This is a genomic window from Metallosphaera sp. D4-4, assembly GCF_046245145.1.
Lineage (GTDB): Archaea > Thermoproteota > Thermoprotei_A > Sulfolobales > Sulfolobaceae > Metallosphaera > Metallosphaera sedula.
On the sequence record NZ_CP176412.1, the window covers coordinates 417,501 to 440,000 of the forward strand.

Below are 22,500 nucleotides of genomic sequence, written 5' to 3' on the forward strand. Positions count from 1 at the left end.
CCTTCCCTACAGTCTGCTATTGTTCTCCTCTGTGGCGTAGTCCTCTCCTCCAGCTAGAACCCTCTGGAGTTCAGCGTATAACTCATCGAATCCCTGCCTACTTGGTGAGGAAACGGGTATGGGGGGTACCTCCAGGCTCTCCACGAGTGTCTTCACTAGCTCAAAGGAATAATCATCTATGACTCCCAGGCTGTCCATGAGTCCCTCTCCCTGGCCCCACTCAAGGAGGTTATTCAATTCATCCTTGGAGATCAAGTCAATCTTGGAGAGAACGTTCAGCTGTGGAATTCCCAACTTGAACCTAACTGAACTGGAGAGAAGAAGGAGAGACACGTAACTCCTGGCATCCCTGGCCAGAAACGCATCCAGGAGGAACACGTTGACGCTTTTGCTGTCCCCCACCAGTAGGGACGAGAAGGTCCTCCCGGTGTCCCTGTACGCGAAGAGTTCTACCTGACCTGGGGTGTCCACGAGAACGTAATTGGCCTCTATGTTCCCAATGTCGTTCTTTATCTCCGTTGCCTTGGTGAGGAGGAGGTCCACGGAGACTATGAGGGATGAGTTGGGACCCAGGCCATATCTCTCCATTACCTCCACGGCATCAACGTAATCCCTTACGTCAAAGTCCGGGGTGTAGGGAAGCCTCTCCACTGCAGGGTCCATGTTGACCACGGCAACGTCCATTTCCTGGTCAAGGAGGTATTCCTGGAACTCCTTCACCATGGTGGTCTTCCCTGAGCCGGCAGTTCCTGTGAAGAACACGTAATACATGGGTTTACGTCGTTGCTTAACCTTTAAAACTTCACCCTTACATTCACTACAATGATCATTGTAGGAGGTACTGCGACGAACGGGATCGACGAAAGGCTATCCAAGTTACTGGGAGCCAGGCTGATCAAGGTTGAACACAAGGTTTTCCCAGACGGGGAGTCCTACGTTAGGATTCCTTCCTCCCTCTCAGGTGAGGAGGTTGTCCTAGTCCAGACAACTCAACCACCGCAGGATAAGAACCTCATGGAACTTTTCTTAATGGTCGAGGCCCTAAGGGACGTGGGGGCATCCAGGGTGACGGCCGTTGTGCCCTACATAGCCTATTCCAGGCAAGACAGGAGATTCCTTGATGGAGAGGCAATAAGCATAAAGACAGTGCTCAACGTCATGCGTTCCCTGGGTGTCTCAACCCTGGTCACAGTGGAACCACATCATCAAGAGTCCCTGGACTATTTTGGGGGAGAGGTGAGGGTAGTGGATCCTATTCCCTCCTTGGCGAAGGAGGTGAAAAAGTTTGTCAAGAACCCCTTCGTCCTGGGCCCAGATAGGGGAGCCATGGGGAGGGCCGAGAGACTCGCTAAGGAACTAGGATGCAGGTACTCCTTTCTGGAAAAGGAGAGGGATAGGCACACCGGGGAGATTAGGGTTAGAGCAGGAAACCTAGGGTCGCTGAAGGGTTACGACGTTGTCCTCGTGGACGACATAATCAGCACCGGTGGAACGCTGGTAGAGGCAACCAAGATAGCCCAATCTCTGGGTGCTGAAACCGTGAGTGCCGCTGCCGTTCACCTCCTGCTGGTTAACGGGGCATACAACAGGTTAAGGGAGGCAGGGATCAAGGAGATCGTCGGAGTTAACACCGTGGTTCCAAGGGAAAAGGTTAACCTAGTGGATATATCGGATCAGATAGCCGTGAAGCTATGAAATACGCTAAGCTAAGCAATGACGAAGCCTTTGCCTCCATGGCTGAACTCAGGGCGTTAGTTGGGGAGGAGGTTCATTTCCTAACTGGGGTTGGCCTTTACGATCGTGAAGTGAAGGGGGTTGCGAGAAGGTCGTCCACGATAAAGGCTGTGGGACAGGTCCTGACCATCTCCCACGATCCAGGAGAGATAAACGAGAGCCTCAAGGGAAATTGCTTCTCGATCTATCCCGACGTCATCCTAGGAAGGGAAAAGGAGAGGTTTCACGCCCTATACTCGGAGTCTGTTCGCGGGGTTAAGACGTCTAGGTCATGTCAGAAACTTGACTTAGTCTTCACGGATGGGGTCATCCTGGCTGGGCTCCGAGAAGAGGAGAGAGATAGCAAGAGCCTGATTGAGCACTCGAGGAAGCCCTTTTCCCAGTCTGGAACCATGGATCCCTACACCTCTAGGCTCATGGTGAACTTGGCTAGGCCCAGAAGGGTTCTAGATCCCTTTGCGGGACTGGGTTCAATCCTGATAGAAGCTGAGTGGCTAGGTTATAGAGCGGTGGGACTAGATGTGGACCTCAGGATGATAGGAAAAGCAAAGGTTAACCTGGAGTACTTCGGATACTCCAGTGAACTGATACAGGGTTCGGCCACGGCTCTCCCCTACACGAGAGGGTTCTCCGTGGTTACTGACCCACCTTACGGTAGATCAAGTAACGCGAAGGGGATGAAGTTGGAGGAGCTGTACCAAGGGTTTCTCTCTGAGGTGGCGGAAATCTTGGAGGGGAGGTTAGTTTTCGCCGCAGACTCCAATGTGGACTGGAGGGACGTCATAAGGTCGGCTGGGCTGAGGACCGTGTACACCCACTTCCTCTATCAACACAAGAGCCTGTCAAGGGCCATATACGTTGTGGAGAGATGAGCGTCTCCTCAACCTTTTTACCCATCCGACATCATTTTCGTGGAGTTCCAGCGTATGATGAAGGTTTACTTCATTGGTACAGGTGGGGGAGCACCATCTAGGAGAGGACTCCCAGCTTACCTGGTGAGGAGGGAAGGACTCTCCATACTCATGGACTGCGGTGAAGGAACACAAATAACCATGATAAGGAACTCCTTGAACATCATGAACGTTAACGTGATTGCCATAACCCACCTCCACGCAGACCACGTACTTGGGTTACCGTCGCTGATCCAGACCATGGGGATGTACGATAGGAAGGAGAGACTGTATATCCTTGGTCCAGAAGGGCTTAAGGACTTACTAGCCGAGACCTTTGAGAGAACCTACTTTTCGCCCAATTTTCCCATAGAGTTCGTCTCAAGCTACGAGAACCAGGGTATTAGGGTAAGGCCCTTTAGAACCTGCCACGTGGTTCCCTCCCAGGGCTACCTTGTGGAGGAGAAGGACAGCGCAAACCTTGACGCCGAGAGGTTGAGGAGGGAAGGGATTACTGACTGGAGAGTAATGAGAGCGCTTAAGGAGGGGAAGGAGGTCCCCTGGGGTGACAGGGTTCTGAAACCTGAGGACTACCTAATCGTGAAGAGGGGGATAAGGATAGCTTACACAGGAGACACAAGGCCCTGTGAAAGCGTGATCAACTCGGTCAAGGGAGTTGATCTCCTCCTCCATGATTCGACCTTTGAGCAGGGGGTTGACGCATCAGAGTACGGTCACTCCACGTCAACCGAGGCTGCTACCGTAGCCAGGGAAGCAGAGGTCAAGAGATTGGCCCTAATTCACATAAGTGCCAGGTACAGGGACACGTCAGAGATGTTGAAGCAGGCCAGGAGAATTTTCCCCATGTCCTTCGTCCCAGAGGACCTTTCCTTCCTCAATCTTCGGGCATAGGATTGTCCCAGAGGGGTCTTCCCCTTGAGGTCCTGGGAGCTAGCCAGTCCACCACGGCCTCCAGATCCCTGTGAAACACCGTGTAGGTTATGGGACCCAGGGGCGACTCGTTCTCACTATCCACAAAGGTGATTTTCCCAACGTATGCTGCCTGCTTATGGATCATGAAGGTCAGCCTGTCCCCTTCAATGCCCCTCCTCAGGTATTTACGGGCAGCGTCCAGTATCCTCTCTTCCCTAAGAACCCTGTGAAACTTTGAAAGACTTGATAGCGTGTCCGATTCCGCCACGAACAACCTGAATTTTCCTTCCTCAACCTTGCTTGACTTGAACGAGAAGAAGTTTGCCACTGCCACCTTAACCTTATCCTCGTCTTCCGATGGCCTAATCTCGGCTGTTACCACAATCCTAGTCAAGTTATCTTCCCCAGGGCCTCAAGGGCCCTCTTCCTGAACTCCTCCTCTGTGGAGTCGTTGACTACCATGACGTCCGCCAGGGCTATAACTCCCCCAACTCCGAGAGCGATCTCCTCGAGATCCCTTCTCCTTAGGTCCTCTTCCCTCAAGGAATCATCAGCCCTCATCCTTTTCTTTAGCCTCTCATATCTGAGAGCAGGTGGGGCGTGAACTGCGACTATCACAGGTTTTCCAAGTCTTGAAAACTCATCAACCTCAGCAAGATTTCTCACACCATCAAAGACTACCCTTTCCTCCCTTCCCCTCAACTCCTCTATGCTTAACCTGGCAACTATCCCCTCACCATAGATCTCCCTTAACCTCTTTGCGTAATCCATGAGTCTTTCACCGTGTCTTGCCTCCTTCTCGAACCTCTTCCTCACCGAGTCACCCATCACGATCACCGTGTAACCTCTCTCCTTCAAGATTGAGGAGAGGAGGGACTTTCCGGAACCGGGCATTCCAGTGATTAGAAGGACTTTAATTGGAGACCACCTTTCCTTAGGATTGAGGGGTTAAAAAACGTGAGGCTATTCATAGGGATTCCAGTTTATGATGCGCCGTGGCTAAGGGAGGCTCTTGGAATGGTGGAGAGAACTGGGGCTGACGTGAAGCTCGTGGAACCCCAAAACGTTCACATTACTCTGGCTTTCCTGGGGGAAGTTGCAGAGGACAGGGTTAACCTGGTGAGGGAGAGCTTGGACGAGGTGAAGTTCACGGCCTTCAGGGTTGTGTTCAGGGGGTTAGGAGCTTTCCCCAGCGTGTCCAGACCTAGGGTTGTGTGGGTGGGAATAACTGAAGGTTTCAACGAGCTCAAAAGGATCAGGACTTCCCTGGTGAAAGCCCTAAACTCCAGGAGAGTTAGGGTGGAAGAGGAACAATTTGTTCCGCACCTTACCCTGGGAAGGGTGAAGGGACCGAGAGGTGTGCTCGAGCTTGCCAAACTCGTAGAGGAGATGTCGGACAAGCAGTTTGGTGAGCAGGAGGTAAAGGAAATAGTCCTGTTCAAGAGCACCTTAACCCCCAAGGGGCCTATCTACGATCCACTTCACAGAATCACGGCATAATGGGGTTTTGCCTTGGAGATACTCGAGGAAGTCTTGAGGAGAGTGAAACCGGGACCTGAGGACGCCATCAGGATTCAGAGTGCCGTGGACCTGGTGATTTCCAGGCTCAAGGACCTTGACGCCGAGGTTCACGGCTCCTTCAGGAAGGGTACGTGGCTGAAGGGGGACACTGACGTGGACCTGTTTGTGTTCTACCCTAGAAGTGTTGGGAAGGAATACTTGGCCCGTGAAGCCTTGAGGGAAATCCTGGACAGACTTCAGGGACTAAGGACGAGGCTGGCTTACGCTGAGCACCCATACGTCATAGTTGAAGTGGACGGAGTTGAAGTCGACGTTGTTCCTGCGCTCAGGGTAGAGAGCGGGGATCAGGCTATCACGGCTGTAGATAGAACCCCCTTTCACACAAGATACGTTACGAGCAGGTTGAGCGATGAGGGAAAGGACCAGGTTAGACTCCTAAAGAGGTTCCTGAAGGGGATAGGGGTTTACGGCGCCGAGATAAGAGTAATGGGTTTCTCTGGATATGTTGCTGAGTTGCTCACGATCTACTACGGCTCATTCCTGAACGTGTTAAAGGGCGCGTCAACCTGGAAACCCGGTACCGAGATAGTTCTGGAGAGGGAAACCAAGGAATTCAACTCACCCCTGGTTATCCCAGATCCCGTAGACCCCAGGAGGAACGCCGCTGCTGCCGTATCCATGAAAAGTCTGGCAACAATGTCCATAGCCTCTAGGATGTTTCTTAAGGAAGCCTCGCTTGACTTCTTCTATCCTCCCTCGCCTGAACCGCAACCCGTCCTAGGAGAGGTCCTGGTTGCGGAGATCGAGCTACTGGAGCCCTATGTTGACGACGTTCTTTGGGGACAGATAAGAAGGAGCGTGGAGAAGATGAGGAATTCACTGCTCAACGCAGGTTTCAGGGTAGTAGATGTTGGGTGGTGCCAGGACGAGAGGGTCAGGCTATTGGTTCAGGTGGAGTCAACACAGATAGGGGATCATTACCTGGGACAGGGACCTCCCTTCTACCTTGAAAGCTCCACTGAATTCATCCTCTCCAACAGGCACGTCTGGGTAGGTGATGACGGCAAACTTTACGCGGTGAAGAGCAGGAAGGAGGTCAACCCTGAGAGGATAATCCTTAACTCGATCTCTCTCAAGTATAAGTACTCGGTAAGACAGTATAAACTCACGGAGGCCAGCGACGATTGCACGAGGGCTTTCTTAAGGAAAAGGCCACTCTGGTTGAAATAGCGAAGTTCATTTTCCCTACCTACTCTCCCGAGATTGAGGAGGAGCTGGTCTCGTTTGGACTAACCAGGGCATACTCGATCGGGGGGACAACCCTTGGGAGATACAAGGTCCTGGGGAAGGGAAAGACTGGGGTTGTGGTCCTGACAGAGGACGGCCTCGCTCTCAAGATTAGGAGGACCGACTCCCCGAAGGAGAGCCTGGAACTTGAGGCTAGACTACAGATGAGGGCTGAGAGATCTGCCCCTAGGGTAGTGAAATTCGGAAGGAATTTCATTCTCATGGAGTATGTCCAGGGTAGGCATCTGGACTACGTCGAGAGCACGGAAGTAATTACGGATCTCCTGCTTAGGGCCGGGTACCTTGAGAGTGTTAACCTGGAACACAAGGAGCTAGTTCACCCCTGGAAGAACGTGATCGTGACCCAGGGAAGAACCTACATCCTCGACTACGATTCCGTGTCCGTGAAGGAGAGGCCCTTCAATGTGAACAGGATCTTAAACGCGTTCGGTTTTCACGACTTAGCTAGGGCTTACAAGAAAGGTGAAATTGATCTAGATGAGGTTCTCAAAAGGATCCAGACTTCCTATCCCTCAACTTCAGGTTAACGTCGTCTACGGATGGAGGGTTCAGCTTCTTCCCACACTTGGGGCACTTTCCCCCATAAATTGAGCTTATTTCTGAGGGGGTCCTCACCCCATAAAAGTCCTGGCCTACCTTCTCGAACTTGTAGAGTTCGCTATCACATCCCTTGCATTTATAAACAATCGCCAAAATTTTCCACCTATCCTATTCTATATTCGTAATCCCTCTTAAAGTATCGGCACGTGATACCGGGGTGGAAGTCCCTTATTTCAATCTATCATTACCGTTGGGAAGACACGGAGAGTTGATTGAAACTTTTTGGTATTACTAGTAGATTGATTTATAAGCGAGGCAAGAAGCACATAAGTAGAGGGGCCGTAGTCTAGCTTGGATTAGGATGCCAGCCTGGGGATAACTCCCTAACCACCAGAGCGCTGGTGGTCCCGGGTTCAAATCCCGGCGGCCCCATCTCCACAATTCTGTTCTCTGGGACGACTCATTCTCGGCATTGGGCAGAGTAAATTCCACAAAGCCGACATTTACTAAAACTTCTCAGGTTAGGACTGGTTTCTTATCTCAACCTTAACCCTAGAATCTTTATGCCTATCAACAGAATCAGGCCTGCCAATATCATTACCGCGGAGGCAGAGATAGCCACCTGTGGTCCGTAATATCCGTAATAGTTATAGATCTGTATTGATGCTGGCGAGACGCCATTGAAGGGCTGACCTAGAACGTAATATGCGATAATAGCTATGGAACCGAACTCGCTCAATGCCCTAGACATGCTGGTTAACGCCGACAAAACCATTCCCCTGAGGGACTCTGGCAGAACCACATACGCGAAGGTTCTGAGGGGACCTGCCCCCAAGCTCATGGCGTAGTTTTCGTAGGATCTAGGTAAGGCATCAAAGTAGGATCTCATTCCCCTAACGTAAATCGGGGCTGAAACTATCACTAGGGCTGCGACCAAGCCTTGAAAAGTATCGAAGAAGTTAATCCCAAGGGCCTGGAGAAACTTTCCCACGGGAGAATAGCTTGCGTCCAGGAACACAAGCGCGACTCCAACGATAGGATGCGGGATCGAGGCTGGGACGTCAGCCAGGGTATCCACAATTGGATCCCTTCCCCTAGAGAGGTAATATGCCAGGGGAGTGAAGACCACCACATCTATGAGGGCAGCCGTTACAGATGAAATGAGCGAGAGCTCTACTCCCTCCAGAAAAGAGGATGAGAAGGCCTGTGGAGATCTAACCACGAAACCTTCAATAAGAATGTAGAGAACCGGAACTGAGAGGAGAAGAGCAGAAAAAATCGAGATTACCTTTATCCAGTTCAAAGCGTACCTCCTTCAACCAGTTTACCCTGGGAGAGTAAAGAGGCTATCTGAGGAGGAACTGCCGTAGAGTTGAACAGGATTGCAGGAGACAGCGGAAGTAGGCCGAACTTACTTAGGGACTGGGAGTTCTCAATCACGTACGTCACGAACTCAAGAGCCTCGGCCTGGTTATTTGCGTTCTTGGGTACAGTGATGAAGAGGTAGATGGGGGAACCGTAAACCGGTCCTGTGGATAGATTGTACTCAAACTTAGAGTAAAGGCTCGAGTAACTAGGATCTCCCTGGTTAATCTGATTGGGAAGTTGTATATACTCCAACCCCTTGGCTATGGCAGCCGACTTGTAAATGAACAGGAAGTTGATCTGTCCCGCCTCCAACGGCGATACCAGCTCAGCTGCGTTGGACGCGGTCACGTTACCCTTGTTGTTCAGCATTTCATTGTAGAATAGGAAAGTGTTGTTGGCATATTCATATCCAGCTAACTCTAGGGTAATCCACGCCCTAAAACCAGCGGGGTCTGTGTTGGGATCTGAGATACCAACCTTAACCTTACCGCTACTCAGTATCTGGAAGAAGTTGTACCACGCTGACATGTTTCCGGCCTCTGCCTCCTTGGCGTAATTGAGGGCTTCTTGTGCGTACGGATTGTTTATGCTGGAGTTAGTGTAAGCTATGGTGAGCTGGTCTGCTACGAAGGCTATTGCCCAGCCTGAGGAGTAATTTCCCAGGTATGAGGGAGATGCAGCTGAGAGAGCCACGGGAAGGAAGACGCTAACCTGGGCGTTGGGACCCTCGGACGCGATCTCCCTCGCTAGCCCGAAGGATCCGCCTCCCTTGGGAGTGGGCACAGTTATGCCTGTGGCATTCTGGAACGACGAACCTAGATATTGGGCCTCTGCCGTGTAGGCATCAGCTACCCATATGTAGAGCGGGGTTTGAGAGGTAGTGGTAGTCGTCGTAGTCGTAGTAGTTGTGGTATTGGTAGTTGGCGAGGGAGTTACGTGTTTCGGCATTCCAATCTCCACATATGCTAAAACTCCTACTACAATTATTACTAACACAACTACACCAATAACTAAACCCTTGTTCAAGGCTATCAAAATGAATGAGATATTGCCATTTATAAATATTTTCCAGCTTTCATATTAAGATTAAATGGATAAAACCGAGTAAATCCCATGCTATATGACGCCCACTGTCACTGTTCTGAGCTAGACGGGAAATATAACGTGGTAGTCGCTGCGGTCTCCATGGACCTTAAGACCTCAATGAAGACCCTTAACATGAGAGGGGTCCTACGAGGTGTCGGAATTCATCCGTGGAACGCTGGTAACGGTGAACTCGAGAGGGTCAAGGAACTCGTGGAAAGGGCAGATTTCATAGGAGAAGTTGGATTGGATTACAGACTATCTAAGGCAAGTAGGGAGGTTCAGATCAAGTATTTCCAGGAGTTTCTCCTCCCAGATAAGACCGTGAACATCCACGCCCTAGATGCCTGGGAGGATGCCTTCAATCTGGCGTTAAAACATGGGGTAAAGAGGGCGATATTTCACTGGTATACTGGCCCACAAACCCTCCTCAAGGACATTGAGGGAGCAGGTTACTTCATAACGATTAACCCGTCTGTCACCTTCCAGGAGAAGCACCAGAAAATTCTCGACGTTGCTCCCCTGGAAATAATCCTCACCGAAAGCGACGGAGGTTACGTGTACAGGGGAAGACTTCTAGAGCCCAACATGGTGAAGGATGCACTGCAATTCATTTCCAAGAGGAAGGGAGTCGATGAGGGAGAACTTGAGAGAATGATAGAGAGAAATTTTGTTAAAGCATTTGGGACAAGTTCTAATATCCTCCCGCAAGAGTGAGACACATGCTAGCTTTAGTTACTGGGGCATCAAAGGGAATAGGGAAGGCCACGGTACAACTTCTCATGAGGGAAGGATACAAGGTTGTGGCCACATCTAGGACCGAGCCAGAGGTTGGCGACTACAGGTTCAGGCTAGACGTATCCAATAGGGCTGAGGTTGAGTCCCTGATCGCGAAGGTGAGGAACGAGATTGGGGAAGTAGACGCTGTGGTGAACAACGCTGGCTTTGGGGTGTATGGCTCCTTCCTGGAAACCTCGTTGGAGGAAGAGGAATACATGGTTAAAACCAACTTCCTGGGCCCAATATACGTCACGAAAAGCATCTACCCTGTGATGGTCAAGAGGAGATCGGGCTCCATAGTTAATGTGGTGTCTGAGGCAGCTTACGTTAACTCTCCGGTTCTCCTGGTGTATTCCGCAACCAAGGCTGGACTAGCTAGCTTCACCAACGGACTTTGGGCTGAAGCCAGAAAGTACGGAGTTAAGGTATCTGGGGTTTACCCTGGTCCCGTCAAGACCAACTTCTCTTCTCACCCATCCTTTAAGGGGAGGGAAATAACACCCAAGTACGCTGTGGAACCGGAAAAGGTGGCCAAGGCAATTCTAAAGGGAATAAGAACGGGGAAGAGAGAGATCTACGTTCCCTCTAAACTCAAGCTAGATCCCTATTTCCTTAAGCTAGCCAATGTAATGCAAGAGTTAACCTATAGGCTTGTGGACAAGTTTTCTGTTTAGCTTCCCCGCTCAAGAGACGAGGAGTTCTAACTTCTGCAAACCTGCTTCATAACTCGAGTTCCATCATCGTGATTAAAACATGAACCTGGGATCATCTTCCTCGAGCGGGTGAAAGCTATTCACTGGTTTATCACCAGTAACTGGTGTAACTACAGTTGGTATTTGACCTTCGTCCTAAGAAGAGACTTGAGATATGGGAAAGGGACTTCGAATATGATCTCTGGATCATGGGAATTTTCTAGATCCTATGTTGGGATTGTGGAGAGACTGAGTACAGGATTTCGGATCCCCTGTGAGGGAGGAGTTCAGGAGTGTTGATACGAAGCGTAGTGCGGCTAAGATCACGATCTCTCCACCCTCACCGGATTCTCCAGCCTACCTATCTTCTCGACCTCCACAACTAGGTTGGCCTCCATGGCCTGAAACTTGTACTCTGACGCCTCTTCAGCGCCCCTGTAACCTATGGTACCGGTTGAGATCAAGCTTAACCTGGGGACCGTGAGCACCTTGGACACCTCCACGAGAAGGTCCTCCACCCCAAAGATTAGTTCGTCGGTCTTCCCCTCCTGGACCACCACATCACCGTAAATGCTCCTCATGGTCAACCCAGATAGTTCGCTTAGCTCATCCGGAGTCACAATCCACGGTCCCATTGGGGCAAAGGTGTCCCTGTTCTTGTTCCTGAAATGGGATCCCCTCACGGCCATCTTCTTCACCTTTCCGTCCATGGGATCTCGCCTGTACGCGTAATACATGTCCTCCTTCATCTCACCTGGAGCCGTAACGTCATTAAACACAGTGTAACCTAGTACCGCATTCCTAGCCTCATCTCTGCTGGCCATCTTGAGGGGCTTGCTCACGATTACCCCTATCTCGACCTCAGGCCTCACGCCAGACTTGGGGGCCAGAATGGTATCTCCAGGTCCTATGACCAACTGCGGAAGTTTCAGAAAGAACTTTGGGGAACCCAGCATCTCCCTGGCCTCCTCCTTGTTCTCCACACCCAGCATCCTGGGCGAGTTCACCAGTGTGCAAAATATGGCCGACGGAACTAGGGGAGCAGTTAACTTAACCTGGTTAACCTTAACCTCTTCGCCCGTTTCCTTTCCCGCGAGTTCCTGTGTTAGGATAATGGAATCTCCCTTCAGGTAACCGAACTTCCTTTCTCCTTCCTGAATAAACGAAACGAGTTTCATCCCCATCACATAGAGATTGTCATGATAAAAATTATGCCTTAGGGTTTGGCATCTGATCCATGATGTCCCTCACCATCTTCACAAACTCTTGCTTTCTGTCCTTATACACCTCGGTATACATCTGAGCCCACCTAATTGTGGGATCTCCCCTACTGAACCTGTCGTACTGCTCATACCTCATCCCGGTCTCAGAACCTATGGTGTCCCAGAGAATATTGAACAGCTTCACCCTCTCTAGGGCTGGCAACCCCTTGGACGCTAGGTACTTGTCCAGGAGAGCTCTCTCCTCGGGGTTTTCAAAGTCCCTAATTCCAGCTGGAACGGGGATAGAAGATCCAGCGCTTATGGACCTAAGTATCTCGTTTATCCTGGGTAATGCCTTCATTCCCATGGAGCTAGTGGCTATGGCTATCTGCGGATTCGGTCTATATACTCCAGGTAATTGCTCCCCTAGTTCCTCTGATGCCACCATCCCAGCTTCATACATTGCTAGGTAGATTAGGATCTCTCCCAACTTCTCCTGCACGTTGATGAAATTGTTAATCCCCACGGCCTCAGCAATGGCTATGGCCAGGCCTGCCAAGAACTTCGTCCTGGAGTAGTGCTGAATCACGAAGTGCCAGTTGAACCATCCCCTCAGGTTCACCGTATGCCACATGAACCCCTCTATCTCCTCAGGTTTCTTGTAAAAGATCACCCTATCCCAAGGTATCAAAACGTTGTCCAATACCATAATGGCGTCAGGTTCCTCATATCTAGAGGTAATCGGGTACTCAAACTCGCCGAACTCCTCCTTGGGATGGAACCCCCTCCTGGAGATGAACTTTACACCCTTACTTTCCGTAGGAAGTGAAAAGAACACGGAATACCTGGGGTCGGTGTCCCTCTTAATATTGGGTAGGTACCACAACCTTTCAGAGTAGGGACCTGCAGTGGATAGTAGCGCGGCGCCCTTCACCACGAGTCCCTCGGTGGTTTCCCTGACCACACCCACTTGTATGTAGGGATCCTCCCATTGTGAGGGTGGTCTGGATCTATCATACATCGGGGCGACAATGGCGTGCGTGTAGAAAAGGTCCTGTTTAGCTGCCTCCCTATATATCTCTATCACGTTCTCCATCATCTTATTTCCAAACACCTTACCGAAGTAGTCGTCAGCATGCGCGTAGAATAACATGGTCCATACGTTTAGGTAATCTGGACTCCTGCCGAAGAATCCCCTATAGAAGTCGTAGATCTTACTTATCCCCATCCTCAGCCTTCTCAACTCCTCCTTATTCCTTGGCCTGAAGAAGGTTATACTGGTCTCCTCCCCCACGTCAGGGTTATACACCCTCAGGTATTCCTTGTATTCATCCTTCCAATGAAGGTCGTAGTAATCTGAGACCGTGTGTATGGCAGCCCTAAATGCGGGATGCTCTGTTACGTCACTTACCTTCTCCCCATTATAGTATATCTCTCCGTGGTGTCCTTCCTTCATGCTTTTTATGAAATCTATTCCCTTTCGGATCAATTATTCCACCCCCGTAATTTACCCGTGATATCCTCCACGGGAACCCACTCCTTGAGCCAGGTCTCTGGCACCTCCCTTCCCCAGAAGTCTGACCTGTACCTCAGCTGGTCCCAGGTCCAGGCTATGGGTTTCCACTTATCGGGATCTAGAACGAAGTAATCGCCCGTGAAGAACTCTATCCTATTCCTGTCCTGATCCCTAAGGTAAACGTAAAACCCCTGAGTAACCCCGTGCCTTCCAGGTCCCCTCTCTAGGCTGTCCCAAAGTTGAGCCGAGGAGACCAGGTCTGCAGCCCTTATGATATCCCTCACGTCATGAACGTAGAAGGTTGCGTGATGAAACCCCGGAACGTTCCTGGAACTTCTGGCGATGGCAATCTCGTGGGAGTGACCAATCTTGGTCATCCAGGAGACCATCTTTTTCCCATCCCTATCCAGGAACGTCTCGGTCTCAGTAAATCCAAAGACCTTGGTGTAGAACTCAACCTCAACGTCTAGGTCCCTTACCATGAAATTGATGTGATCTATCCTGACAGGGGTCACTCCCCTGTACTCGTGGAACTTGAGCCTCCTATCTCCCACATACTCCATGTCGTGATACAGGAGAATAGGTAGACCCTGCGGGTCCTCAAAGAGGATTGCCTCCTCCACTCCCCTTTCCTTCATTCTCCTGTACCTTATGCCAATCTCATCGAACTTCTCCCTGGCCTGATCCAGAACCTCGGGTTTTCTCACCCTCAAGGAGGCGTAGGATAAACCGGGGGAATCAGCCTTCCTTAAAACAAGACTGTGATGTTGTCCCTCCTCAACTCCACGCAAATAGGCCTCATTTCCGTTCCTCTCCGTCTCCACGAATCCCAGCAGGTCCCTATAGAAAAAGAGGGCCCTGTCCAGATCAGTGACCCTGTAAACTACATGGGAGACGCGTAATATGTCCAGCATAGGTGAAAAGGGAAGACGTTTTTCTTAAACTCAAGATGAAAGGGGTTTCACTATCCGCCTTCAGGCCTAGGAGAGGTCCAAGGAGATCAGCTTCTCCTCTGTCATGGCTAACATGGTACTTCTCACCCCCTCCCTACTCCCTATCCCGCTGAGACCTACCCCGCCGAAAGGAAGGGAGTCCCACCTCAACCTGGTACTGTCATTCACTATTACTGCCCCGGACCTGATTTCCCTGCTCATCTTTAGTGCCAATTTCAAGTCCGAGGTGAAGATAGAGGCCTGCAGGCCATACTCGGTCGAGTTTGCCAATTCCACGGCCTCCTTCCAATCAGAGAACTTAGCTATTGGTGCAATGGGACCAAAGATCTCCCTCTTCATGATGACCATGTCCAGGTTAGCGTTCTCGACCACCGTGGGAGCGAAGTAGTAACCACCAGTGCCCGTCATACCCCTGTGAACCACCCCTCCCCTTGTCTCGGAATCTAACACTGCGTTCTCCAGGTCTTTAACCACATTAGCCGAGATCACAGGTCCCATCTCAGTGCTCTCGTCCATGGGATCACCAACCCGCAGGGATTTCACCCTATTCACGTACTCCTTGAGGAATTTCTCGTAAATCTCCTCCTGAACCAGTATCCTCTTCCCGGCATTACAATTCTGCCCTGCATACTCAAACCTGGCCCTCACGGATATTGAGACTGCCCTCTCGAGATCGGCATCCTTGAACACCACGATTGGATCAGATCCGCCCATCTCCATCATAACCCTCTTTCCCGTTGTTACGGCCTTTGAGGCAATGGAAGTCCCCACGGGAGTTGAGCCGGTAAACGTGATTCCTTTCACCCTCCTGTTCTCCACTATCTCCGCTCCCACGGTATCTCCACCCCCTGGCAGAACGCTTAACACACCCTTGGGAAGTCCTGCCTCATACAGGATCTCCCCGAGTAGTACTCCCGTAATGGGGGTTGAGGTTGAGGGCTTCACTACCACAGTGTTTCCTACCGCCAAATTAGGTGCAACCTTGTGTGCGAAACTATTTGCCGGGAAATTGAAGGGAAGGATTGCCCCAACAACTCCCAGTGGCTCCCTCACAGACATCACCATTCTCCTCTCGTTACCGGGAGGATACTCGTATCCGTCTACCCTGAACGTAGTTCCCTCAAGAACTAGTCTAGCTTCCTGCGCTGCTGACCTGAAGAGGTGGATTGCCCTAGTTACCTCAACCCTAGCATCCCTGATGGGCTTCCCGGACTCGGCTGTCAGGGTTCTAGCCAGTTCCTCGCTCCTCTTCTCCATGATTTCAGCCGCCGTCTCAAGAATCTTTGTTCTCTCCTTCAATGCGAGCCTAGAGAAGTGATCGAAGGCCTGGTCAGCTAGCTCTATGGCGTGTCTCGTTTCTTCCCTTCCAGCAACGGAAACCTCGTTCAGGGGTTTTCCTTTCCCCGGATCCATCACGGTTATCTTTGCCTGAGTTACTACCTTCTCTCCGCCTAGAATAATTGGAATCATAGAAACCAAATAATACTATACCTGGAAACTAAAGGATTTTTATGATACGGATTTCATATTGAACCTTGCCTTTCCCTGTCTTATCACGTCAAGCTCACAATAAGATCAACCGTAGTATCGCATCAACAATACCCTAACAAGACACTAGCTCAAGTCCGAGTTAAGGTAATGTACCGTCAACTTCCTATACGCGTTCCTCAGGTGATGCAGGAAGGTGACCTTGCTGAGACCCAACTCCATGGCTACCGTGTCCGCATCTGCCTTCCTTGGATAGTCTAGGTATCCCCTGGAAAAGGCAGTCTTTAACGCCCGCCTCTCCGCAGGAGATAGTCTAGGGCCAAGGTTGAGCTTGAAGTCCTCCAGCGTGTAGTTCACCAGTTTACCATATGAGGAAACTTCACCCAATATCTCAGATACCCTGTCCCTGGGAATCACGAAACCCCAGGTTTCAGTTCCCCTCCAGATCCTATTAAACAGGAACATTACCTCCTTATCATATAACCAACCGGCTAGGGAATCCCTATACCTGTTTAGAAAGTCCACAAAGTACACATCACCATAAGAGGTTGCCTTGTTAATCTTAAGCACTCCCCTAGACCTCTTCATTCTCAAGACCACAGACTTATCCTTGGGGTAAACAGTTATCCTTGACCTAAGGTAATCCCTTTCCGGATAAACTTGGTAGTTCACAGTGCTCGCATCAACATCGCCCAAATTACTAGTCCAACAACCCTCATGTTGGACTGAAATGGTCATTATCTTTAATGATCCCATATCATACTATATGAACAACTTGAACTTTAAAAGTCTTTTCCTTATTATATATGTATTAAAAATATTATAATTGTTAAGAATCAGTGAGGGGATATCTCGTCGAGACGCCTCTTTGCTGTTCTGATTCCTGCTAGGGATATCAACGCGGATAAGAGCTGGAACGATATCATTAACATGAACACCTCTAGGGGTGTGTTACTTGTTACACCATGAGAGACTATGTTACCAATCTGTAATGCCACGAGGAAGGCACCTATTCCTCCTCCAATATGCCCTATTCCATCGGCCAATCCGAAGCCAGTAACCCTAGCTCTTGTGGGAAAGTTTTCCGTAGTCCAGGCGTAGGAGATGGGAATCCACAGGTTATTCCCGAAGAAGAGAACAAATGCCCCCAAAACCTCAAGGAAGAAGTTATGCCCAGCCTCAGCCATGATTGCCCCGCCCAACAACATGATTACCGCGGAGATTGGAACCCACACCTTTCTCTCTAGCCTGTCCCCAAACAGGATTAGAAGAACCGGTACAGCCACGAAACCAAGTATCCCAAGCGATGCTATCATGCCTGCCTCGGATGATGGATACCCTAAGGACGAGAGAATAGTGGTTAGCCCTGCAGCGTTTGTATACACCGTGATATACCCAAAGAACCACATGGACATTACAATGATCCATCTCTTCAGGTAAACCCTATTCCCTAGAATTGTCCTCAAGGCTTCCTTGTATGAAACCTCTGTGATAGTCTTGACCTCAATGTGTTGCGGTACTGGAGGCAGTTCTCCTATCTTCTTTCTAGCTGCCTCCTCCATCCTCTCCACGATTTTTGAGGCCTCCATAATCCTCCCCTTAGACGCAAGCCATCTCGGAGACTCGGGTAGCTCCACCCTAAGTAGAAGGCCTATCAGGGCGAGGAGGGAACCTATTCCGTACATGATTCTCCAACCAGAGGTTGCGAAAATCCCGGTTGTCCCCAACGCAAATGGAAGCCCTAGGGGGAAAGGCGCTGGTGGAGTAGTGATCAGGAGACCAAGCCATAGGCCTAGAAACGCTCCTAGGGTAGCGAAAAGGAAAACCAAGGATGTAAACTTCGCCCTTCCGTTTACGGGAGATACCTCGTTTATATACGTGTTAACTATGGCTAGATCTGCCCCCACACCTATCCCTGTAATGGTCCTAGCGAGCAAATAGTTCAGGTAATCTGGAGAGACCGCGTTATACAGTGACCCCAGCCCTGTGATAGCCATGGTAATCATGAGCATTCTCTTCCTCCCATATCTGTCCGCTAGCGGAGTTAAGGCGAGGGCCCCAATTACATACCCTACCAGGTTCCAGAGGACTACGGGTCCAAGTAGTTGGGGGATCTCGGGAGATGACGGCGAACTCACGCCAAAGGTTGTAAGAGCGGTCTGGATAAATGAGACGTTAATATCAAAGATATCAAAAAACGTGAAAAGGAAACCTGTACCTAAAACAGCAATGAAGGTGGCGGGAAGAGACCAGACTGGTAACCTGTCCAGCCTGGCTATAATCTCAGATGCGTTCTTCTCCTCCATTCCAACTCAAGCGGAATTGAACGGGAAAATAATATCAGGTAAATTAAACCGATTTCATGAAGTACCATTAAAGTTAAAGTGAAAATCAGTTCAAGATTACAAATACTTGTCTTGTAACTATCCCTTATCTATGACGTGGAACCCGTGATCCCTCCATCCTGTAAACAGGGTATACCAAGGGGCTATGGCCTCAAGCATGAGCCCTACTAATCCCTTCACCATGAAACTTGGAAGGTCCCGTCCCCTGAGGCCAGCATACCTCCTAGTGAGTACAAAGCCGTCCTTTAACGTGAGGAGCAGGGTGAACCAGATGGGCCCGGTTAGATATGGTCCAATGGGAAGAGGTGCGCTTGCATCCCTCATATACACGAATAGGGGCACCAGGAAACCCAACGCGGAGGAGTACCAGCTAGTTAAACCCAGAAGGTACTTCACCTTATTCCTTACATCCATCCTTCCGTCCTTGAACCCGTCAAGTATCCCCAGTATCCATCTCCTCCTCTGCCTCATGAAGTCCATGAAGTTCTGCGGAGGTATCTCGTACACGAAACCCTTCATCACTCCGTACCTGAACCTCCGTGATGCCCTCAGGTGGAAGAGGAGGTCCTCAGCCCTCACTGGGCCAAAGTCCCATCCAATCTCCCTCTCCACCTCTCCCCTAACCATGAAACCAGAGCCGTGCCACATCCCCCTGGGGGACAGGGAAAGGCTCACCACGTCATTGGACGTCCTCAACGTCTCAATCGTGGATAACACATCCCCTCTCCAGTTAACCGGGTAAACTATGGGATGAACCCCAACGTCCCTGTCCCCTTGAACAAATTCGGCAATTCCTAGGACGCTGTCCTCCCCAAACACGGTCTCCTCATCGTGGTAGTAAACCCACGTGTCCGATCCAGTGCCTCTCCTCTGTTCCACGGCATACTGGAGTGCCCTAGCCTTAAACATGGACCCATTCCTCGTCCCATACTCCGCTGGAACTACCTCCATCCTAGCGTCCAACCCCCTCAAACCTGCCTCCCTTCCCTCGTCAACTACAATCCAAACCTCGTGGGGTATCCTCACAGAGTACCTCCTCTCCACCTCGCCATACCAGTGATGAATGGACTTCACGGTCCTCTCCACGGTCCTCACATTCTTGCCTGAGGTAACAACCTGATTGATAACTAACCCGTCGTACCTAAACCCCTTGAGGTCACCCACATCAATGAAGGGGCTCTCTTTCTCGAGAACGAGCTTGGAGGCCCCAAATTCTCCCACTTTGGGTAGGGCGAAGTACCACCCCAACTTCACGGCATCCAGGGCAGTCCTGAACTGCCATCCAGGGAAGAGGAACGCCATCAGGGGCGATGAGCACAACATCCCAAGGAACTCCCATCTCGAGGTTCTTTTCAATTCTTTGATAGTTTCATTATAGACGTCAACAGTAAAATTTTCGAATATCTCGGATAAAATCTGCATAGTTAGAAGAATGCAGGGAAAGATTTAACGTTTATCCAAACAGTCACAAAGTTATTAACTAGATCTCATACGTGAGTCAATGGGGCAGTGGCTGTTCTTCGTGGGAGCGGGGCTATCAATACTGCAGATAATGGATGGGGCCCTCCTTGGACTAGGGCTCATAACCTTGCCCCTTCACGCGGTGTCTGGGGGGTTATTGTTGCTGGTCTGCCTGATCTCCAGTTGGAAAACCTCAGGGGTTGAAAGGAGAATGTCCCTGGGTAACGTGGGGCTTGTACTGGTGAATGGGGTTTTGGGAATATTTCTAAACCAGGTAATTCTCCTGGTACACCTATTTCTCGCACTGGGCGTTCTGGCAAACTTCTCAGTGATGTTTGGGATGGAGAGGGGAGCAGGTGGCCGGGGTCGAGGTGCAAGATCCTAGGTTATTAGCTTTGGATAGAACCTTACTACATGAGAAGAAATCTAGTCCTTGCGGGTTTAATACTACTGCTCGTGGCTGTGGTAATGTATTTCGGTTCAACCGTGGGTATAACCCTTAATACCTTAAGGGTCTCTGGAATACTTCAACCTGGAGAGATTGCGGAACAGAGCTTCTCCTACAAGGAAGAAGTCATTACCGTGACCGCCTCACCGCCTATTCCCTTGAACGTTGAGATCCAGGGGAACGTGATAACTGAGTCCGTGTTTAACAACCTGTTTGTGGCGATTTCCAGTGGACCAGGGACAGTGTTGGTAAACAACAACTACACCACGCCCGTAAAGGTGCAGATAGTGGTGGTTAACCTGGCATCTCCGGTCGCCCTCCTAGGTATACTTAGCCTCCTGGGGTTGGTGATTGGAGTAGTGGGAGGCGTCATCCTTGTTGTTGGGGTAGTGAGGAAAGAAAAACGAGAAGAGCCCTAGCCACGTGGTAAGGCCCACCTTCCTTAGCCCTCCCTGTCAGTGGAACCCTCATCTTAACGAGTTTTGATCCAGAAGGTTCTTCAGTCCATTGAGTTCACCTAGGCTTTCTTTTGTGGAGATAAAAATCAACTTCTTTCTCCGTATCAGTACATAAGCGTTAAACGTAAGCCTGAATCAAGTCAACTCTCCTCTGTGACACGTTCCCGCTCCTAAGGCCTAGTGTATCGCAGGCACTCTGAGTCTAGTACAATCTAGAGTTCACTATCTGAGGTTGACTTCTTTCTTTCATACATGTCGCCGTAAACTAGCCTTATCCCCAGATCCTTCGCCGTCTCCAATGCATCCTTATCAACACTGACAGCAAGGAAGAGTTTGACGAAATTCTTAATCCCTAGGACATCTATTATCACGTCGGTCTTCCTATCAAACCACTCTATATCGTCATTCTCGGCAAAGGACTTGACCTTAACTAGGTAAACCTTGCCGTTCTTAGCCAGGATATCTACCTCATACCTCATTCCCTTCTTACCATATTTACCGTCCTTGTCCTTGTAGGTAAACCTGTTCACGTAACTAAAGTCTAACCCCTCCTGATCTACGAAGTCCCTAAAGAAGCCCCTCACCAGTTCCTCGTAGTCCTCTCCCCATCTTTTCCCAATGTTGCTAACGGTTTTCTCCATTCTCTCCACTTTCATTGCGAGTTCATCCTGTCCCTTTTTCACCTGCGTTAACGATTGAGTCATGGTAGCTAAGGCCTCCTCAGTCTTGCGTTGCGCCTCAGCGAGCTCGACCATTTTCGCCTCGAGCTTCGTCATCCCATCGGCCATCCTCTTCTGAGCTTCGGCCTGTGCCATTGAGCTTTCAGTGAGGGCCCTTAGTGAGGCCACAATCTCAGCTAAGGTTTTCCTCATCTCCTGATACTCGGAGCGGATAACGTCAATCCCTAATATCTCCTCTACCTGCTTCCTAAAGTCGGGATCCTCCCTCAACAGCCTCAGTATCTCATCCTTTGATATCATACAAGTTAGTTGGAGATGCAGGGTATAAAACATTATGAACGACAAACAGAACTACGAGGATGTAACCTCTTGAAAAGGTCAACACGCGCTACTAAAACGTGAAGTAAAAGAGAAGAAAACAAGAAAACGAGAAGAGGCTAGCTGTGACCAATTACACCCAGCCACCTAGAGACGTTGCGCTGGACTCGCCCGATTGGGAGTGGCAGGCTGAACCCCTCGGACTTTCGCCCTCGAGGCTTACACCCCCACCCCATCAACCCCCTGTTCTTGGGGAGGGCTCCCGCATGCTGACCTTGCGGCCAGCATACACCGCCGCCTCTTTTCGGGGAGGGGTTCCCGCTTAGATGCTTTCAGCGGTTACCCCCTAGGGCGTGGCTGCCCGGCGCTGCCCTATCGGACAACCGGCAAACTAGAGGCCCCGATACCCTGTTCCTCTCGTACTAGGAGTACCTTCCCCTCAGGCGGCGTGCACTCCTCACCCTTAGAGTCCGACCTGTCTCGCGACGGTCTAAACCCAGCTCACGTTCCCCTTTAACGGGCGGGCAGCCCTACCCTTGGAGGCAGCTGCACCTCCAGGGTGGGAAGAGCCGACATCGATGTAGCAAACCGCGGGGTCGATGGGAGCTCTCGCCCGCGACGACCCTGTTATCCCCGGGGTAACTTTTCTGTCATGCCCAGCCCCCACGTGTGGGGGCATGAGCGTTCGCTAGGCCGCGCTTTCGCGTCGAGACCCCGTACTTTGAAGGGTCTCGTCAGGCCAGCTTTTGCCCTTGCACTCTACGGCGGCGTTCTGTACCGCC

At 50.5% G+C, this 22,500-nt stretch carries 24 protein-coding genes, 1 tRNA gene and 1 rRNA gene (1 of these 26 cut by a window edge); 11 read left to right on the forward strand and 15 right to left on the reverse strand.

Going from position 1 to position 22,500, the window contains the following annotated elements:
• Positions 1 to 6: 6 nt before the first annotated feature.
• On the reverse strand, positions 7 to 771 hold the full coding sequence (locus ACI49J_RS02380; protein ID WP_240254634.1) for an ATP/GTP-binding protein: 765 nt from the start codon (positions 769 to 771) through the stop codon (positions 7 to 9).
• A 51-nt stretch (positions 772 to 822) separates the two neighbouring features.
• On the opposite strand from ACI49J_RS02380, the gene prs reads away from it, so the two are divergent.
• Genes prs through rnz form a run of 3 tightly spaced genes read left to right on the forward strand, consistent with a single transcriptional unit; the run spans position 823 to position 3,536 of the window.
• Entirely contained in the window at positions 823 to 1,695 is an 873-nt protein-coding gene (prs, locus tag ACI49J_RS02385; protein WP_240254633.1) for a ribose-phosphate pyrophosphokinase, read from the forward strand.
• Positions 1,692 to 2,606, forward strand: coding sequence for a TRM11 family methyltransferase (locus ACI49J_RS02390; RefSeq protein ID WP_240254632.1), 915 nt, complete (start codon positions 1,692 to 1,694; stop codon positions 2,604 to 2,606). Before prs ends, ACI49J_RS02390 begins: the two co-directional genes overlap by 4 nt.
• 54 nt (positions 2,607 to 2,660) lie before the next feature.
• Complete coding sequence (gene rnz, locus ACI49J_RS02395) at positions 2,661 to 3,536, forward strand: ribonuclease Z (RefSeq protein WP_240254656.1); 876 nt, start codon at positions 2,661 to 2,663, stop codon at positions 3,534 to 3,536.
• Here the strand turns inward: rnz and ACI49J_RS02400 are convergent.
• Both ACI49J_RS02400 and ACI49J_RS02405 read right to left on the reverse strand, forming a co-directional pair.
• Positions 3,520 to 3,951, reverse strand: a complete 432-nt coding sequence (locus tag ACI49J_RS02400) for an RNA-binding domain-containing protein (protein WP_240254631.1) — start codon at positions 3,949 to 3,951, stop codon at positions 3,520 to 3,522. The genes rnz and ACI49J_RS02400 overlap by 17 nt on opposite strands.
• On the reverse strand, positions 3,948 to 4,451 hold the full coding sequence (locus ACI49J_RS02405; RefSeq protein ID WP_012021728.1) for an AAA family ATPase: 504 nt from the start codon (positions 4,449 to 4,451) through the stop codon (positions 3,948 to 3,950). The genes ACI49J_RS02400 and ACI49J_RS02405 overlap by 4 nt, the downstream gene beginning before the upstream one ends.
• A 63-nt stretch (positions 4,452 to 4,514) precedes the next feature.
• On the opposite strand from ACI49J_RS02405, the gene thpR reads away from it, so the two are divergent.
• The 3 genes from thpR to ACI49J_RS02420 are packed head-to-tail and all read left to right on the forward strand — an operon-like array spanning position 4,515 to position 6,913.
• On the forward strand, positions 4,515 to 5,057 hold the full coding sequence (gene thpR / locus ACI49J_RS02410; RefSeq protein WP_240254629.1) for an RNA 2',3'-cyclic phosphodiesterase: 543 nt from the start codon (positions 4,515 to 4,517) through the stop codon (positions 5,055 to 5,057).
• 12 nt (positions 5,058 to 5,069) lie between these two features.
• Positions 5,070 to 6,308 (forward strand): CCA tRNA nucleotidyltransferase, encoded by a 1,239-nt coding sequence (cca, locus tag ACI49J_RS02415; protein WP_240254627.1) that lies wholly within the window; start codon positions 5,070 to 5,072, stop codon positions 6,306 to 6,308.
• Entirely contained in the window at positions 6,296 to 6,913 is a 618-nt protein-coding gene (locus ACI49J_RS02420; protein ID WP_240254655.1) for a serine/threonine protein kinase, read from the forward strand. The genes cca and ACI49J_RS02420 overlap by 13 nt, the downstream gene beginning before the upstream one ends.
• On the opposite strand, the gene ACI49J_RS02425 is transcribed toward ACI49J_RS02420, so the two are convergent.
• On the reverse strand, positions 6,873 to 7,079 hold the full coding sequence (locus ACI49J_RS02425) for a hypothetical protein (protein ID WP_012021724.1): 207 nt from the start codon (positions 7,077 to 7,079) through the stop codon (positions 6,873 to 6,875). The genes ACI49J_RS02420 and ACI49J_RS02425 overlap by 41 nt on opposite strands.
• Positions 7,080 to 7,261: 182 nt before the next feature.
• Here ACI49J_RS02425 and ACI49J_RS02430 point away from each other — a divergent pair.
• Positions 7,262 to 7,358, forward strand: a tRNA-Pro gene (locus ACI49J_RS02430).
• Between the two features lie 103 nt (positions 7,359 to 7,461).
• On the opposite strand, the gene ACI49J_RS02435 is transcribed toward ACI49J_RS02430, so the two are convergent.
• Entirely contained in the window at positions 7,462 to 8,229 is a 768-nt protein-coding gene (locus ACI49J_RS02435) for an ABC transporter permease (protein WP_240254625.1), read from the reverse strand.
• Entirely contained in the window at positions 8,226 to 9,329 is a 1,104-nt protein-coding gene (locus tag ACI49J_RS02440; protein ID WP_240254623.1) for an extracellular solute-binding protein, read from the reverse strand. Before ACI49J_RS02440 ends, ACI49J_RS02435 begins: the two co-directional genes overlap by 4 nt.
• Positions 9,330 to 9,407: 78 nt before the next feature.
• Here ACI49J_RS02440 and ACI49J_RS02445 point away from each other — a divergent pair, with 78 nt between their 5' ends.
• Both ACI49J_RS02445 and ACI49J_RS02450 read left to right on the forward strand, forming a co-directional pair.
• The gene (locus ACI49J_RS02445; RefSeq protein ID WP_240254621.1) at positions 9,408 to 10,094 is read left to right on the forward strand and encodes a TatD family hydrolase; all 687 of its coding nucleotides are present in this window, start codon (positions 9,408 to 9,410) and stop codon (positions 10,092 to 10,094) included.
• Positions 10,095 to 10,099: 5 nt separating this feature from the next.
• On the forward strand, positions 10,100 to 10,831 hold the full coding sequence (locus ACI49J_RS02450; RefSeq protein ID WP_240254619.1) for an SDR family oxidoreductase: 732 nt from the start codon (positions 10,100 to 10,102) through the stop codon (positions 10,829 to 10,831).
• A gap of 341 nt (positions 10,832 to 11,172) precedes the next feature.
• Here ACI49J_RS02450 and ACI49J_RS02455 read toward each other — a convergent pair whose 3' ends face one another.
• The 7 genes from ACI49J_RS02455 to ACI49J_RS02485 all read right to left on the reverse strand — a co-directional run bounded on the left by ACI49J_RS02455 (position 11,173) and on the right by ACI49J_RS02485 (position 19,775).
• Positions 11,173 to 12,027 (reverse strand): fumarylacetoacetate hydrolase family protein, encoded by an 855-nt coding sequence (locus ACI49J_RS02455; protein ID WP_240254618.1) that lies wholly within the window; start codon positions 12,025 to 12,027, stop codon positions 11,173 to 11,175.
• Between the two features lie 31 nt (positions 12,028 to 12,058).
• Positions 12,059 to 13,540 carry a 4-hydroxyphenylacetate 3-hydroxylase family protein gene (locus ACI49J_RS02460; RefSeq protein ID WP_240254616.1) on the reverse strand — a complete coding sequence of 494 codons (1,482 nt, stop codon included), beginning with the start codon at positions 13,538 to 13,540 and terminating at the stop codon, positions 12,059 to 12,061.
• Entirely contained in the window at positions 13,537 to 14,481 is a 945-nt protein-coding gene (gene hpaD / locus ACI49J_RS02465) for a 3,4-dihydroxyphenylacetate 2,3-dioxygenase (protein WP_012021717.1), read from the reverse strand. Before hpaD ends, ACI49J_RS02460 begins: the two co-directional genes overlap by 4 nt.
• Before the next feature lie 66 nt (positions 14,482 to 14,547).
• The gene (locus tag ACI49J_RS02470) at positions 14,548 to 15,990 is read right to left on the reverse strand and encodes an aldehyde dehydrogenase family protein (RefSeq protein ID WP_240254614.1); all 1,443 of its coding nucleotides are present in this window, start codon (positions 15,988 to 15,990) and stop codon (positions 14,548 to 14,550) included.
• Positions 15,991 to 16,134: 144 nt separating this feature from the next.
• Entirely contained in the window at positions 16,135 to 16,764 is a 630-nt protein-coding gene (locus ACI49J_RS02475) for a helix-turn-helix domain-containing protein (RefSeq protein ID WP_048060141.1), read from the reverse strand.
• 80 nt (positions 16,765 to 16,844) lie between these two features.
• On the reverse strand, positions 16,845 to 18,314 hold the full coding sequence (locus ACI49J_RS02480) for an MFS transporter (RefSeq protein WP_240254612.1): 1,470 nt from the start codon (positions 18,312 to 18,314) through the stop codon (positions 16,845 to 16,847).
• Between the two features lie 117 nt (positions 18,315 to 18,431).
• Positions 18,432 to 19,775, reverse strand: coding sequence for a glycosyltransferase family 2 protein (locus ACI49J_RS02485; protein ID WP_240254610.1), 1,344 nt, complete (start codon positions 19,773 to 19,775; stop codon positions 18,432 to 18,434).
• A 79-nt stretch (positions 19,776 to 19,854) separates the two neighbouring features.
• Between ACI49J_RS02485 and ACI49J_RS02490 the strand changes: the two genes are divergently transcribed.
• Entirely contained in the window at positions 19,855 to 20,199 is a 345-nt protein-coding gene (locus ACI49J_RS02490) for a hypothetical protein (RefSeq protein ID WP_240254607.1), read from the forward strand.
• Between the two features lie 29 nt (positions 20,200 to 20,228).
• Positions 20,229 to 20,681 carry a hypothetical protein gene (locus tag ACI49J_RS02495; RefSeq protein ID WP_240254605.1) on the forward strand — a complete coding sequence of 151 codons (453 nt, stop codon included), beginning with the start codon at positions 20,229 to 20,231 and terminating at the stop codon, positions 20,679 to 20,681.
• A gap of 251 nt (positions 20,682 to 20,932) precedes the next feature.
• On the opposite strand, the gene ACI49J_RS02500 is transcribed toward ACI49J_RS02495, so the two are convergent.
• A complete protein-coding gene (locus ACI49J_RS02500) occupies positions 20,933 to 21,700 on the reverse strand; it encodes a DUF3782 domain-containing protein (RefSeq protein WP_240254603.1) in 768 nt (255 codons plus the stop codon).
• 173 nt (positions 21,701 to 21,873) lie between these two features.
• Positions 21,874 to 22,500, reverse strand: a 23S ribosomal RNA gene (locus ACI49J_RS02505) (it continues 2,431 nt past the right edge of the window).